Genomic DNA, 14,904 nt, shown 5'->3' with positions numbered 1-14,904 from the left:
CCACGGTTTCACGCCTGAGCCGTGGCGACCGCCGGTTCCTCTTCTGCCGCACCGAAAATCGCGATCGCGACCGCCCCGGCGACCGCGGTGGCGAAAGCGACCCCGACCAGCCATCCGAGCCCCGGCTTCGCCACATCGCCCAGCAACAGGACGCCGACCACGCCGGGAATCACCGTCTCCCCCATGACGAGTGCGGCGGCCACGCCGTTCACCGAACCGATCTGCAGTGCGACGGTGAACAGGTAGAAGCCACCGCCGCCGGCGACCACCACCGCCCACGCCGCCGGGTCGGAGAGCAACGCATGCCATTTGAACGGGTCGAGCCCGTGGGTGATCCGGACCGCGACCGCCATGGCGCCGTACAGGATGCCGGCGATCAGCCCGGCCGGCACCGCGGCCTTCTTGCCGAGCACCCGAACGAGCACCACCCCGAAGACGAAGATGAGCGCCGATGCCGCCAGCACGCTCCAGTGCATGTGCCGGCCCGGCACCTCGGTGCCGAGTTCACCGGCGCTGAAGCCCAGAATGCACAGTGCCACAAGGACTGTCGCGATCGCGGCCCAGTCCCGCGGGCGCAGGCGCACCCCGAGCACCAGCACGCTCAGGACGGCGGTCACCGCGAGGTTGGCACTCATGATGGTCTGCGACAGGAACAGTGGGATCAGCCGCGCCGACACCAGGCTGCCGAGGAAGCCCAGCCCGTCCAGCAGCATGCCGGCGAGGAACAGCGGCGCCAGGATCGCCGTCACTGTCGACCGGAACGTCGGTGCGGTGTCGGCAGCTTCGCCGTCGCGACGGGCCGCGCGGGACTGCAGCACCGATGCCGTGCCATAGCTGAAGCAGGCAACGAGGGCGGCGAGGATGCCGATCAGCATGGTGCGGCTCCGGCTCCGACGAACCGAGAATTGGCGGGCATCGGCCAATTGTAGGAAGCGGGCCGGCGCGGTCGCCTTCCTGCGCCGGCCGCACGACGCCAAACCGGGACCTACCACTTACGTCAGGCACAGCTGATCCACAACCTGCTGCCGTTCCATGGTCGGACAGTCCGCCACGAACGGAGACGATCGATCATGAAACACACCAAGATGATTGCCGGCCTGGCGATCGCCGGCAGCCTCGGCGCCGGCCTGGTGACGCTGGGCACCGGCGTCGCGAGCGCCGACGGGGGTCCACCGCCACCCCCGCCCGGGCCCGGCTGGGGACCACCGCCGCCGGACCACCACTGGGGCCCGCCGCCACCGGCATGGGGCCCGCCACCGCCGCCCGGAAACCCGCCGGGTACCTGGAACGGCGGCTGGGAACCGGATGGCGGGGTGTGCCTGTTCGGCGCCTGCATCTGAGCAGGGCACCCGGAAACCGAAAGCCACCGCCTAAGGCGGACACAGGCCATACATAGCTTGACTAACGAGAATGACTACAGACCGAGAAACAGCGAGCGCCGCAACGTTGTTGCAGCAATCGATTGAGTCGAGGAATGGAGTAGATCATGAAATCGATAAAATTCATTGTTGGTTTGGCTGTCGCGAGCGGCGTTGTCGCCGGAGCCGTCGGGCTGGGTGCGGGTACCGCGAGTGCGGATACCGGCATGGCGCCGGTCCCGGCGCGCTGGGGTCACGGCCCGGGCTGGAACGGCCCGGGACCCGGACCCGGCTGGGGTCCGCCGCCCCCGCCGGCCTGGGGCTGGAACCCGCCGGGCACGTGGAACGGCGGCTGGGAGCCTGACGGCGGATTCTGCATCTTCGGCGCCTGCATCTAGCTCAGCCCGCTTGCGGACGCGGCGCGGGCAGCTCCAGCAGGAGCCTCGCGCCGCCGAGCGGACTCTGCGTCAAAGACGCTGTGCCACCATGCAGTTCAGCCTGCTGGGCAACCAGTGCCAGACCGAGACCCGAACCCGAATGTGACGCGGTGGACCCGCGCGCGAACCGGTGGAACACCGCGTCACGTTCGTGTTCCGGTACGCCGGTGCCATTGTCGTCGATGGCGATCTGCACGCCGTCGTGCGAGCTGACGGCCGACAGCTGCACCCGGGTCGCACCACCGTGTTTGACGGCGTTGGCGATCGCGTTGTCGACGACCAGCCGGAGCCCGACGGGCAGCCCCAGCATCAGCACCGTCGGGGACGGTACGAGGGCGACGTTGAGGTCGGGGTAGACGCGCACCGCGTCGTGGGCGGCCCGGTCGAGCAACTCGGTGATGTCGACGGGCACGAGATCGTCGGCCGTGGTGAGCTCGCCCTGGGCGAGCCGTTCCAGCGCCGTCAGCGTCGCCTCGATCCGGCTCTGTGTGCGCATGACGTCGCCGATCACCTCGGCACGCTGCTCCGCCTCGAGATCGAGCGTGGACAGTACCTCGAGGTTGGTGCGCATCGCGGTCAGCGGGGTGCGCAACTCGTGCGATGCCACCGAGGCGAAGTCGCGGGCCGACTCGAGTGCGGCCTTGGTGCGTGCCTGTTCCTCGCCGATGCGGGCCAACATGCCCTCGACCGCCTCGGCGATCTCCACGGCCTCCGAGACGCCCCGCACGTGGACCTCTTCGGGCTTGGACTGGGAGTTGATCTGCCGGGCCTGCTGAGCGAGCTTGCGGAACGGGTTGATCATCACGAACCACATCGAGCCGCCGACCACGAACGTGCCGAGAATGACGCCGCTACAGATGGCCAGGATGCGGATGTGCAGGTTGCGGATCTGACGCTGCGCCTCGGCCAGCGGCGCGCCGAGCGCGATCGACGCCGAACCCGTGGTGACGGTGCGGACCCGGTACTCGACGCCGTTGATCGTGGTGTTGGCATACCCGGCCTCGAACTGCGGCAGCACGATCTCCGGCGGCATCGAGACCGTGGCGGCGCCGATGCGGACGGTCTGCACCAGTGAGCCCTCGGACTGCGGCGTGCCGGTGGGCGTCTGCCGGGCGATGCTCAGCAGGGTGTTGACGTCGGGCAGGCTGCTCAGCGAGTCCAGCCGCCGATCGAGCTGGCTGTACTGGTCGTTGGTGACGCCGATCCACACCCAGGTTCCGATGATCAGCACCGTCGCGACCACCGACAACGCGGCGACGACGACGATGGCTCGCAACGACAAAGCCGGTATCGGTAATCGCAGCTGCACCAGGTCATCATGCCCGATACGAAAAAGCGGACGGGGCGCGTGCCCCTGGCACACACCCCGTCCGTCGAAGAGCTGGTGTTACTTGGCGGCGGCCAGCGCTGCGTCGTAGTCCGGTTCCTGGGCGATCTCGGGCACCAGTTCGGTGTACACGACATTGCCGTCGGCGCCGATCACCACGATGGCGCGGGCGAGCAGGCCGGCCATCGGGCCGTCGGCGATGGTGACGCCGTAGTCCTCACCGAAGCTGTCCCGGAACGCCGACGCAGTGGTGACGTTCTCGATGCCCTCGGCACCGCAGAAACGCTTCTGGGCGAACGGCAGGTCCTTGGACACGTTCACGACGGTGGCGCCGTCGGCGGCCGCCCGCTCGTTGAAGGTCCGCACGCTGGTGGCACACACCGGGGTGTCGACCGACGGAAAGATGTTGAACACCACGGACTTACCGCTGAACTGGTCCTTGGTCACCGGAGCCAGGTCGGCGCCGGTCAGGGCGAACGCCGGGGCTGCGGACCCGACAGCGGGCAGCTCGCCGACGGTGTTGATGGGGTTTCCACGCAGGGTTATCTGTGCCATACCCGACAGTCTGTCAAGACTGCGTCACGCGCGCAGCGCTGGGGTGCTGCTGTGCCCGCTACGCCTCGGATCGCAGTCAATATGTGGCTGAGATCCGAGGCGTAGACGGTTATCCACAGCCGGGCAACCCGGGGTCTGGTGCCGGCCCGCGCACTGCCGCGAAGATCGACGACGTGGATGACAAAGGCCGAGCCGCCGACGCGGAGATTGTCGCGATTCTCGGCCGTCAGGCAGGTGTCATTTCGCGGCGACAGGTGCTCGGCGCCGGCCGGCACGACGCCTACATCCGGCGCATGCTGCGGCGCAACGAATGGGCTCGTATGCACGACGGCGTGTACGTCGACCACACCGGATCGCCGAGTTGGCAGCAACGCGCCTGGGCTGCAGTGCTTTACGCCACGCCGGCGGCGCTGTGTCTGGAGTCGGCGATGCAGCACGAAGGCCCGGTCGTCCACGTCGCGGTTGAGCGGAACCGGACCGCACTGGTCGAACCCGACGGAGTTCGCATCCATCACGTTGCCCACTTGGACCAGCGGGTGCTGTGGCACGTGGGACCACCGCGGCTGCGCTACGAGGAGGCCGCACTGGATGTCGCCTGCCGGGCCGCAGAATTCGATGCGATCGCCGTCCTGGCGGACGCCTGCCAGTCCCGACGGACCACAGCACAGCGACTGCTGGCAGTACTCGAGAGCCGACGGCGCGTGCCTCGCCGACGCTGGCTGCGGGCGATTCTGCTCGACATCTCAGAAGGCACGTGTTCGGTCCTCGAACAGCGCTACCTCGATCGCGTGGAGCGGGCGCACGGGTTACCCCGAGGCAGTCGTCAGAACAGGTCTTCGTCGTCGTCCGGTGTTCGATACCGCGACGTCGAGTACGGGAAGCGGCTGGTGGTAGAGCTCGATGGCCGGCTGTTCCACGACTCGGCGGCCGCCCGGAACAACGACATCGAACGCGATCTGGATGCCGCGGTCGACGGCAGGTGGACGGTCCGACTCAGCTATCAGCAGGTATTCGACCGGCCATGTCAGACCGCAACGAAGATTGCACAGGTGCTCCGACGGCGTGGGATCCCCGTGCGTGGTCATCCGTGCGGACCGGGATGCGGATATCCCGCCGCCGATATCGCCGCTTGACCCGAATCCGTGCGCTTACGCCTCAGATCACGGTCAGTAGGTGACTGCGATCCGAGGCGCTATCGGGTGGTCGCAGCCGCTACTGCCACTCGATGATGCGGCTCAGGTACGGGTCCATGCCGTTGGTGCGCACCGGGCCCACAGTGACGGAGGGCTCGGTGCCCTCGATCATCTGGCCGTTGCCCACGAACAGGGCGACGCTCTGCGAGCCGGCCGGGCCGTAGAACAGCAGGTCGCCCGGCAGGGCCTGGTCGGCGGTGATCTTCCGACCCACCTTGTACTGCTCACCCGACGACCGCGGCAGCTTGATGCCGACGCCGGCGAACGCGTACTGAACGAGGCCGGACGCATCGAAGCCCGGCGTGGTCGGCGCCGGCGTGATGGCGCTCGCGGTCGGCGATTGGCCGAACAGACCCGACAGGCCCGGGATGAGCGTGTTGGTCTGCGGCGCCGCCGCCGGCTGCGCGACACCCATCGGCTGCAGGCCGACCTGCGGAGCCGGCTGAGCCACCGGCGCAGCCGCGGTCGTGACGCTGGCCGGAGGCAGGCTGGGGCCGTTGGCGTTGCCACCGCCGTAGACGAACGGCACACCGCGCTGCGACAGCGCGCGCTGGATGACGAAGTCGATGGCCTGTCGGTGGGTACCACCGGTCCAGGTGGTGTCGGCCGACGCGAGGGGCGCCGACACCAGCGGAGCCGCCACCGCCATGGGCGCCGCCAGCAGTGCCGCGCTCGCCACCGTCACAATGATCCGCCGCATCTCGGCCACCTCTCGTCGTGCGCCACCGGCACACGACGCTGCGTGGTCTACGCAGGGGTCGCGGCCCCGGTGGTCCCTCTCGTCACAAATTTCACTAACGTCACTTTTACCCCACACGCGCGCCTTATCCCACATAAATGCAGGTCAGCGCGCGATCTTTATCGAAAATGTGATCGAAAGGTGATCCACGGCGACCGATTTCAGCGCTGGCGGTGACCCGGGCCACTCCCGGTCGAAGGAGCCGGACGGCACCTCTAGGCTTGCGCCATGGCAGCGATCCTGACGGTGAATCTGGCGGTCCCCCGACCGAGCCCCGACAAGGATCAGCTGAGCACCGGAATCGACAAGCGCCCGACGTCCGAGCCGGTGCCCGTGCGCGCCCCCGGCCCCATGCACGGCGGTCTCGGCAGCGGTCTGGTCGGCGACACCATCGGCGACCAGCAGTTCCACGGCGGTGACGACCAGGCGGTGTACGCCTACGCCCGTGAAGACCTCGACGACTGGCAGGTCCGCCTCGACCGCGAGCTGGCCAACGGCTCGTTCGGCGAGAACCTCACCACCGCGGGGCTCGAGGTGAACGGCGCCGTCATCGGCGAACGCTGGCAGATCGGCGACGGCGGCCCGCTCCTGGAAGTGAGCCGGCCCCGCATCCCGTGCCGCACCTTCGCCGAGTGGCTCGAAATCCGGGGCTGGGTCAAGACTTTCACCGCCCAGGCCCTGCCCGGCGCCTACCTGCGCGTCGTGACGCCCGGGGTGCTGCGGGCCGGTGCATCGATCACGGTGGTCTCGCGTCCGCCGCACGACGTCACTGTCGCGATGGTGTTCCGCGCCCTGACCCTCGAACCGGAGCTACTGCCGCGGCTGCTTCCGGCCGACGCGTTGCCGGAGGCCATCAAGGACCGCGTCCACCAGCGGGCGAGCCAGCACTAATCGCGCAGCACGACGGCCGCCGCGAGTCCGGCGACGACCTGCAGCCCCACGATGACGGCGGCCACCGCCGACCACCCGGCGGTATCGAAGGCGATCCCGCCGACCCAGCCGATGACGCTCGAACCCGCGTAGTACGCCAGGTTGTACAGCGAGCCGGCCTGCGCCTTGCCCACGGTGGCCAGCTGGCCGGTCCAACCCGAGGCGGTGGCATGCGCGCCGAAGAACCCCGCGGTGGCGACCAGCAGGCCGGCGAGGACCGCGATCACGTTGTGGCTCAGGGTGATCACCACACCCAGACCCATCACCGCGACGCTGCCCAGCAGCACCGGGCGCCGGCCGTACCGGCTGGCCGCGGCCCCGGCCCACGCCGACGCCCAGGTGCCCGCCAGATAGGCCACGAACACCAGGCTGACGATGGTCTGCGGAAGGCCGAACGGAGCCGCGCTCAACCGGAAGCCGAGGAAGTTGTACATCGCGACGAACCCGCCCATGAGCAGGAAGCCCTGCAGATACAGCACCAGTTGCCTGGGGTTGCGCAGGTTGGCCGCCAATCGGTGCGCCAGGGAGCCCTCGGTCTCCTCGTCGGCCGGGATGAATCCCCGAGGTTCGGGGGCCAGTCGGATGAAGCCGACAGCTGCTGCGCTGCAGAGCAATCCGACGACGAACATGGCCCACCGCCAGTCGGTGAACTCGGCCACCGGCGCGGCAACCAGCCGGCCGAGCAATCCGCCGATGGTGGTGCCGGCGACGTAGGTACCCGCGGCCCGCGCGGCATGGCCGGCTTCGATCTCCTCGGTCAGGTAGGCCACCGCGATGGCCGGCACTCCCCCGAGTGCCAGGCCTTCGGCGAATCGTCCGGCCAGCAACAGCTGGAATGTCGGCGCGAACGGCACCAGCAGCGCCAAACCCGTTGCCACACAGACCGAGTAGGACATCGCGCGCACCCGGCCGATGCGGTCGGCGAGCGTCGACCAGCCGATGACCCCCAGCGCCAGACCGATCGTCGACGCCGACACCATGAGCGCCGAGGCCGCGGCACCTGTATTCAGGCTGCGGGCGATCAGCGGCAGCACCGCCTGCGGCGAATACAGCTGCGCGAACGTCGCCACGCCGGCGCAGAACAGCGCGCCGAGCAGCCTGCGGTAGTCCGTGGAGCCGCGCACATGGCCGGTCCAGACGGGCGCTTCAACAGTCACGAACGCAGGCTAGGAACCGCCCCGTTCATGTGTCCAATACATTAGTTTGAGTTGGTTCATACGTTTTGTGCATCAGATGCGGTGGCGCTGACCAGGTCGGCGAATCGCGCTGCAGCAGGCGACAATTCGCGACCCTTGACCCACGCCATGCCGATCTCGCGCTTGACCCTGGTGTCGGACAATGGGATGTAGATCACGGAGGGATCGCCCCGGCCGGGCCGCGGCACCGGCACCACGGCGACGCCGAATCCCGCCGCGACCAAACCTTCCATCGTCGGAATCTCCATGGCTTCGAACGCGATTTCCGGCGTGATGCCGCTCTCGGCCCACACCTGATCCGTCAGCTGGCGCAGCCCGAAATCCGCCCCGAGCGCGATGAAGGTCTCGTCGGCCACCTCGCTCAGGCGTACGCGGGCACGGCCCACCAGCCGGTGGTCGGCGGGCACCGCCAGGCACAACCGTTCGACATACAGAACCCGCCAGACGCACGGCACCTGCGTCGGCCGCGGGGACGTGATCGCGACGTCGGCCTGCCCGGTGCGCAGCCGCTCCGCGATGTCGTGCGCCGCGCCCTGGAACAGCTCGAAGCGCACCGCCGGAGCCAGTACCCGGAACTGCCGAAGCACCTCCGGCACAAACCAATTCGCGGTCGAATGCAGAAAAGCCAACCGGACCAGGCCGCTGTCCGGATCCAGCAACGCCGCGATCCGGCTCTGTGCCGCATCCATCTCGGCAATGCCGCGACGCGCATGTTCGAGCATGATCCGCCCGTACCCGTTCAGGCGCAGCCGCCGGCCGGTGCGGTCGAAAAGCGGTGTGCCCACTTCGTTTTCCAGCCGGGCCAGGGCCCGCGACAGCGTCGGCTGTGCGACACCCAATTCGGCGGCGGCAGCGGTGACGTGCTCGGTCTCGGCCAGGACGACGAACCAGCGGAGTTCATCGAGGAGCACGAAAAGCACAGTACCCCGTGAGCCCGAGGGCCCACGGGGTACTGAATCAGGTTCCGGCTAGATGTCGAACCGGTCGGCGTTCATCACCTTGGTCCACGCCGCGACGAAGTCCTTGACGAACTTCTCCTTGTTGTCGTCCTCCGCGTAGACCTCGGCCAGCGCCCGCAGCTGCGAGTTCGAGCCGAAGAGCAGGTCGACCCGGCTGGCGGTCCACTTCGGCGCGCCGCTGCTGCGGTCGGTGCCGACGTAGGTGCCGTCATCGGCCGGCGACGGGGCCCACTTGGTGGACATGTCGAGCAGGTTGACGAAGAAGTCGTTCGTCAGCTTGCCCTTGTCGGCCGTCAGCACACCGAGGTCCGAACCGCCGTGGTTGGCGCCCAGCGCGCGCAGACCACCGATGAGCACGGTCAGCTCCGGCGCCGTCAGCCCCAGCAGGTTGGCGCGGTCGATCAGCCGGTACTCGGACGGCAGGGTGTCGCCCTTGCCGACGAAGTTCCGGAAACCGTCGCCCTTCGGCTCCAGGTAGGCGAACGACTCGACGTCGGTCTGATCCTGGCTGGCGTCGCCGCGACCCGAGGTGAACGGCACCGCGACGTCGAAACCGGCGTCCTTGATGGCCTTTTCGAGGCCGACGACACCGCCGAGGACCACCAGGTCGGCGAACGACACACCGGTCGGCGACGCCTGCTGGATCTCCTCGAGCTTCCAGATCACCTGAGCCAGCTCGTCAGGCTCGTTGACCTCCCAGCCGAGCTGCGGCTGCAGCCGGATGCGGCCACCGTTGGCGCCACCGCGCATGTCGCTGGAGCGGAACGAGGCCGCCGCCTTCCACGCGGTGTTGACCAGCTGCTGCACCGACAGACCCGACTCGGCGATGGCGGTCTTGAGCGAGGCGACGTCGGCCTCGGACAGCGTCTTGCCGGCCGGGGTGATGTCCTGCCACAGCCACGTCTGCTTCGGCACCAGCGGGCCGAGGTAGCGCACCACCGGGCCCATATCGCGGTGCAATAGCTTGAACCACGCCTTGGCGAACTCCTCGGCCAGCTCCTCCGGGTGGTCGAGCCAGCGGCGGGTGATCTCACCGTAGATCGGATCGAAGCGCATCGACAGGTCGGTGGTCAGCATCGACGGGTGGGTCTTGCCGGTGCCCTGTGCCATCGGCACGGAGTTGGCCCAGCCGCCGTCCTTGGGCTTCCACTGGTTGGCACCCTGCGGGCTCTTGGTCAGCTCCCACTCGTTGCTGTAAAGGATCTCCAGGAACGAGTTGTCCCACTTGGTCGGGGTGTGGGTCCAGGTCACCTCGAGACCGCTGCTGACGGCCTCGTTGCCGACGCCGGGGTTGGCCCAGCCCAGGCCCATCTGCTCCAGCGGGGCGGCCTCGGGCTCCACGCCGTTCTCGATGTCGGTGGCACCGTGGGTCTTGCCGAAGGTGTGGCCACCGACGATGAGGGCGGCGGTCTCGATGTCGTTCATCGCCATCCGGCCGAAGGTCTCACGGATGTCGATGGCCGCGGCCAGGTAATCCGGATTGCCTTCGGGGCCTTCGGGATTGACGTAGATCAGACCCATGTGGCTGGCGGCCAGCGGGTTCTCCAGCTTGGTGCGGTCGGTGCCGGCGTAGCGGTCCTGCGAACCCAGCCACTCGTGCTCGGAACCCCAGTAGATGTCCTCCTCGGGCTCCCAGTAATCCGGGCGACCGAAAGCGAAACCGGCGGTCTTGAAGCCCATGTGCTCCATGGCGCGGTTGCCCGCGTAGACGATGAGGTCCGACCAGGAGATGTTCTTGCCGTACTTCTTCTTCAGCGGCCACAGCAGACGACGGGCCTTGTCCAGGCTGACGTTGTCGGGCCAGCTGTTGAGCGGGGCGAAGCGCTGCATGCCCCGGCCGCCGCCGCCGCGGCCGTCCTCGACGCGGTAGGTGCCGGCGGCGTGCCACGACATGCGGACGAACAGCGGACCGTAGTGGCCGAAGTCGGCGGGCCACCATTCCTGCGAGTTGGTCAGCAGCTCGTCGAAGTCGCGTTGGAAGGCCTCGAAGTCGAGGTTCTTGACGGCCTCGCGGTAGTCGTAATCCTCGTCCGTGGGATCGATGGCCGGCGGGTTCTTCTGCAAAATCTTGAGGTTGACGGCGTTGGGCCACCAGTCCCGGTTGCTACCACCCTCGACAGGCGGCTTGATGCGCATCGGGCAACCGCTTTCGGCAGGCTCGGTCTGTGCTTCTCCGATCGGAGGGTGAGTTTCCTCAGGCACTGCACTTCCTTTCGAGGGTGGTGAATTGTGTTGCGATCACGGATGTGATCGTGAAGTTGTGGCTGCCGCGCAGTCGGGGCACACACCCCAGTAGATGACCTCGGCCTCGTCGACGACGAAACCGTCGAGCACGCCGTGAGTGTCCGACGGGGTCAGGCACGGCGCTTCGCCGGTGGCGCAGTCGATGTCGGCGATGGCGCCGCACGAACGGCACACGACGTGGTGGTGGTTGTCGCCGACGCGGGTCTCGTACCGGGCCACCGAACCCGAAGGCTGGATGCGACGGATGAGCCCCGCGGTGGTGAGTGCGGCCAGCACGTCGTAGACCGCCTGACGGGAGACGTCGGGCAGGATCGCGCGGACCGCGTCGAAGACACTTTCGGTGTCGGCATGCGGACGTCCCGCCACCACCTCCAGGACTGCGAGGCGGGGCCGTGTCACACGGAGATCTGCGGAACGCAGCTGCTCCGTGTAGTCGGTCGTCACGTGTTCACTTCTACGCGCTTTTTTGGACTGAGTCAAGACTTTGGCGTGATGTGTGTCACGCGAATTCACTGAGGGAAACCGGCGACGATGCCATTCGCAGAGGTCAAAGCCGTTGTTCCGCAGACACTTTAGGCGACCCGCCGCGCGCCCGCAGGGAATTCGCCCGAACCGGCGAATCGCCGCGTTCAGTTCGCGGGGCGATTCAGCATCCGAGGCTGAACGTATGCACAGAGTTTGCCGACGGCCGCCGAATCCGCGCGGCGCGATTGTTAATCTGCTGCATATGCGACGCAGCGTGACAGGCCACCCGGTTCGCCGGCCGGCTGACGCGGGAGACCACCGGGTACCCGCATGACCGCTGCCGGACAGAATCACTATTACTGGCTCACCTCGCTGCTCGCCGTCCGCGGCCTGCAGACCCGAACCTGCCGGGTGATCGCCGCGCTCAACGCGGTGCTCGGCATGGTTCCCGTGGTGCTGATGCTCAGCCCCGCGGGCCCCCATGGCCCGGTACGCCAGGCGATCGCCATCGCGGTCGGCGCCTGTGCGCTCGGCGTCGGCGCCGTCTGGCTGCGCCATTCCTGGCCCTCGCAGCGGTTCTCGGCGATCTCGGTGACGCTCGGCGCGATCCCGATGAGCGCGGCCTGCCTGATCATGACGGACCCGATGCTCGGGCTGCTGGCCACCAGCGCGTTCATCTTCTCCAGCGGTTATGTGGCCTTCCTGCACCGCCCCAGCGTGCTCGCCGGTCCCTGGGTGCTCGGCGGGCTCACGCTGGGATACCTGGGCGTCCGGGTCGGGTCCGAAGACCCCGCGCTGGCGGCGTGCGCCGTCCTGATCATCGCGCTGCTCAACGTCTTCGTGTTCTTCACGTGCCGCGTCGCGATCGGGCTCAGCTCGACCGACATCCACCACAGCGAGATCGAACCGCTGACCGGGCTGCTCAACACCGACGGGCTGTACTCGCGCGCCGCGAACCTGCTCGCCGCCCGCAACCGGCAGGACGACCGTCACATGGTGCTCGCGGTCGTCAGCATCGACAGCTTTCCGCTGCTGTCCTCGATGTCCGGCCAGCGGCGCGCCAACCGGGCCCGTATCGACGTCAGCCAGGCCCTGCGGGAAACGGTGCGCCGCAACGCCATCGCCGCGCACATCTCCGACAGCGACTTCATCGTCGCGGACACCTTCACCAGTCCCGACGCCTCGCCGCTGATCGACCGCGTGCAGGGCGCCATGAAGTCGACGCCGTCCCGGGTGACCGCGAGCATCGGCGTGGTGTGCACCCCGCTGGCGCCGCTGACGGTGCACCCGCCCGAGATCGTCATCGACGCCCTGCTGGCGGCAGCCGCCGAAGCCATGGAACGCGCCCGCGAGGACGGCGGCAACGACGTCCGCTACGACGTGCGGGACGACCTGCCGATCAACGAGTAGGCAGCTCGGCGCGAATCCGCGGTGCGATGAGGCCTGCCAGGTAGTCGTGTCCGGCGTCGGTCGGGTGGACGCCGTCGGGCGCGATGAGGTCCGGACGGTCGACGAACCACCGCTCGGCGATCGGGTCGACGAACGTGGCACCGGCCATCCCGGCCTGCATGCCGAGCACGTCGCGGATCTGCAGCACCGCCGGCGGTACGTCGGCCGTCGGCCAGGGCGGCCCGATCACCAGCAGCTTGGCACCGGGCGCCGTCGCCCGCGCCTGGGCGAAGGCGTCGTGCGCCATCCCCGACAGCTGCACGAGGTCGGCGCCCTGGTCATTACGGGAGCCGAAGAACACCACGAGGGCGTCGTCCGGCCGCACGGCGCGCCTGGTCAGGTCCAGGAAGATGCTGCCGTGGTCGCCGCGCACGACGTAACCGGCCCGGCCCTCGGCGGCGACGTCGGCCGTGATCGGGGCACCCCAGGCATCGAGGTTGCGACCCGCCTGCGCCGTCCAGCTCCGGGGGCCCTGGCCGCCGAAGTTGGTGCCGTTGGTGTACGAGTCGCTGATCACCGCGACGCGTTCGGGCATCCCCGGGCGCACGTTCCGGTACGCGTGTGCCGGACCGGGCGCGCTCACCACGGACACCGCACACAGCGCAGCGGTCAGCAACAAGGTGGTCAGATGGCGCACGGGTCTCCCATGATGAGTCGGTACTACGGCGTAGTGCGGTCAGCCTGCGCGTTCGGCGGGCTCTTCGTCGTCAGATATCGCCTGGAGTTTACGTTGTGTTACAACAGCTTTCGAGCCATCTGCCGGCCCGACCATGCGCCGCATCCAGTGCCGCGCCGGCTCTTCGACGTAGTGGAACAGCAGCACGGCACCGGCGAACGAGCCGGCCAGCAGCGCCAGCACGATGAACTTGGTGCCCCAACTCGGCAACATCTCGATGCGGTACTGCGCCGCGGCCCAGTTCCAGCCCTGATGCACGAGTTCGTGGACCATGTACAGGCCGAACGACACCTTGCCGCCGTAGACCATGACGCGGGTCGACAACAATGCGGGCAGGGTGCCGGTGCCGACCGAAAGGGCCACCACCAACGGCAGGAAGAAGACGTCGACGAGGCCGAAGTCGTCACGGATGGTCGGGATCGGATGTGCGTCGAACCAGTACACGAGGCCCACGATGACGGCCAGCAGCACCACCGACAGCACCCCCGCGACCGTGCGGCCCCGGTCGGTCAGGTTCAGCTTGCGGACGGCGGCACACGCCAGGGCGCCCGCGGTGAACTGCAGGACGATGCGCGGCAGCCAGCTCCACGGCGTGTAGAACTCGCCCGTGGCGGCCAGGAACAGCAGCGGCGGCAGCGTCACGGCGAACGCCAGCCACAGCAGGGTCCGCGCCCGGCTCACCCGGGCCACCCGGAACAGCACGATGACCAGCAACCCGAACAGCAGGTAGGCCAGCCATTCCGCGCTGATCGACCAGGCCGGGCCGTCCCAGCTGGAGTTGTCGAAGTACGGCACCACCCACAGCTGGACCAGGAACAGCTGACGCAGGTAGTTGGGGCCGGTGAGGGTGGCCGCCTCCGGCGACGGGAAGTCGCCGACGTTGAGCGTGAAGATGATCCAGGCCACGGCGAGATGCATGGTGACCAGGTAGACGGGCCAGACCCGGGCCAGGCGGAGCCACAGGAAATGCAGCGTCGCCCGTGTCGACCACGCCGGCCCCATGCGCTCGAGGTAGTTCCAGGTGAGGACGAATCCGCTGAGGATGAAGAACAGATCGACGCCCTGCGCGCCGCAGTCGAGGATCGGGGCGAGGGCGTCGCTCAGGGGCGGTGACGCCTGCTTCAACAGCGGACGGAAATGGAACAGCACCACCCACACTGCCGCAACGATGCGCAGGCCGGACAGTGCCTTGATTTCACCGCTCGGCACCACACTCATGACGGGAAAAGGGTAACAGCGGCGAAGACCCGGGTCCTGATGGGAAACCTGTGACTTTTCTTGGATGACACTCCCGACCGCGTGATTCCGGGCCGAAATGCATTTCCCCACAGAAAGGCGTGTCCGGTAGTAACTCTGCTCACAGAATCGAATCGAGG

General features: G+C 68.2%; 15 protein-coding genes. 5 read left to right on the top strand and 10 right to left on the bottom strand.

The window, feature by feature from the left end:
• Positions 1-8: 8 nt before the first annotated feature.
• Positions 9-875 (bottom strand): hypothetical protein, encoded by an 867-nt coding sequence (locus ACJH6I_RS15700; RefSeq protein ID WP_318984994.1) that lies wholly within the window; start codon positions 873-875, stop codon positions 9-11.
• A 195-nt stretch (positions 876-1,070) separates the two neighbouring features.
• On the opposite strand from ACJH6I_RS15700, the gene ACJH6I_RS15695 reads away from it, so the two are divergent.
• Positions 1,071-1,340, top strand: coding sequence for a hypothetical protein (locus ACJH6I_RS15695; protein WP_318984993.1), 270 nt, complete (start codon positions 1,071-1,073; stop codon positions 1,338-1,340).
• A gap of 173 nt (positions 1,341-1,513) precedes the next feature.
• Positions 1,514-1,756, top strand: coding sequence for a hypothetical protein (locus ACJH6I_RS15690; protein WP_318984992.1), 243 nt, complete (start codon positions 1,514-1,516; stop codon positions 1,754-1,756).
• Between the two features lies 1 nt (position 1,757).
• On the opposite strand, the gene ACJH6I_RS15685 is transcribed toward ACJH6I_RS15690, so the two are convergent.
• A complete protein-coding gene (locus tag ACJH6I_RS15685) occupies positions 1,758-3,104 on the bottom strand; it encodes a HAMP domain-containing sensor histidine kinase (protein WP_318984991.1) in 1,347 nt (448 codons plus the stop codon).
• 78 nt (positions 3,105-3,182) lie between these two features.
• Entirely contained in the window at positions 3,183-3,677 is a 495-nt protein-coding gene (tpx, locus tag ACJH6I_RS15680; RefSeq protein WP_318984990.1) for a thiol peroxidase, read from the bottom strand.
• Between the two features lie 83 nt (positions 3,678-3,760).
• Here tpx and ACJH6I_RS15675 point away from each other — a divergent pair, with 83 nt between their 5' ends.
• Positions 3,761-4,810, top strand: coding sequence for a type IV toxin-antitoxin system AbiEi family antitoxin domain-containing protein (locus ACJH6I_RS15675; RefSeq protein ID WP_318984989.1), 1,050 nt, complete (start codon positions 3,761-3,763; stop codon positions 4,808-4,810).
• Between the two features lie 79 nt (positions 4,811-4,889).
• On the opposite strand, the gene ripD is transcribed toward ACJH6I_RS15675, so the two are convergent.
• Positions 4,890-5,570, bottom strand: coding sequence for an NlpC/P60 family peptidoglycan-binding protein RipD (gene ripD / locus ACJH6I_RS15670; RefSeq protein WP_212811358.1), 681 nt, complete (start codon positions 5,568-5,570; stop codon positions 4,890-4,892).
• 267 nt (positions 5,571-5,837) lie between these two features.
• Here ripD and ACJH6I_RS15665 point away from each other — a divergent pair, with 267 nt between their 5' ends.
• Positions 5,838-6,500 (top strand): MOSC domain-containing protein, encoded by a 663-nt coding sequence (locus tag ACJH6I_RS15665; RefSeq protein ID WP_406774640.1) that lies wholly within the window; start codon positions 5,838-5,840, stop codon positions 6,498-6,500.
• Here the strand turns inward: ACJH6I_RS15665 and ACJH6I_RS15660 are convergent.
• The 4 genes from ACJH6I_RS15660 to ACJH6I_RS15645 form a co-directional block, all read right to left on the bottom strand.
• On the bottom strand, positions 6,497-7,696 hold the full coding sequence (locus ACJH6I_RS15660; protein WP_406784262.1) for an MFS transporter: 1,200 nt from the start codon (positions 7,694-7,696) through the stop codon (positions 6,497-6,499). The genes ACJH6I_RS15665 and ACJH6I_RS15660 overlap by 4 nt on opposite strands.
• Before the next feature lie 56 nt (positions 7,697-7,752).
• Positions 7,753-8,646: a LysR family transcriptional regulator gene (locus tag ACJH6I_RS15655; RefSeq protein ID WP_406784261.1), complete on the bottom strand. Its 894-nt coding sequence runs from the start codon at positions 8,644-8,646 to the stop codon at positions 7,753-7,755.
• Between the two features lie 57 nt (positions 8,647-8,703).
• Positions 8,704-10,830: a catalase/peroxidase HPI gene (katG, locus tag ACJH6I_RS15650; protein ID WP_406784260.1), complete on the bottom strand. Its 2,127-nt coding sequence runs from the start codon at positions 10,828-10,830 to the stop codon at positions 8,704-8,706.
• Positions 10,831-10,932: 102 nt separating this feature from the next.
• A complete protein-coding gene (locus ACJH6I_RS15645; protein ID WP_212811353.1) occupies positions 10,933-11,382 on the bottom strand; it encodes a Fur family transcriptional regulator in 450 nt (149 codons plus the stop codon).
• A gap of 351 nt (positions 11,383-11,733) precedes the next feature.
• Here ACJH6I_RS15645 and ACJH6I_RS15640 point away from each other — a divergent pair, with 351 nt between their 5' ends.
• Entirely contained in the window at positions 11,734-12,813 is a 1,080-nt protein-coding gene (locus ACJH6I_RS15640; RefSeq protein WP_212811352.1) for a GGDEF domain-containing protein, read from the top strand.
• Here the strand turns inward: ACJH6I_RS15640 and ACJH6I_RS15635 are convergent.
• Together ACJH6I_RS15635 and ACJH6I_RS15630 are read right to left on the bottom strand one after the other, a co-directional pair.
• Complete coding sequence (locus tag ACJH6I_RS15635) at positions 12,803-13,489, bottom strand: Rv0518 family GDSL lipase (protein WP_212811351.1); 687 nt, start codon at positions 13,487-13,489, stop codon at positions 12,803-12,805. The two genes, ACJH6I_RS15640 and ACJH6I_RS15635, sit on opposite strands and share 11 nt — an antisense overlap.
• Before the next feature lie 39 nt (positions 13,490-13,528).
• Positions 13,529-14,746, bottom strand: coding sequence for an acyltransferase (locus ACJH6I_RS15630; RefSeq protein WP_318984984.1), 1,218 nt, complete (start codon positions 14,744-14,746; stop codon positions 13,529-13,531).
• Positions 14,747-14,904: the final 158 nt, after the last annotated feature.

Origin of the sequence: Mycobacterium sp. SMC-13 (assembly GCF_045311035.1) — a bacterium.
Lineage (GTDB): Bacteria > Actinomycetota > Actinomycetes > Mycobacteriales > Mycobacteriaceae > Mycobacterium.
Note: the sequence above shows the minus strand (reverse complement) of the source record. Positions and strands in the feature narration are given on the sequence as shown.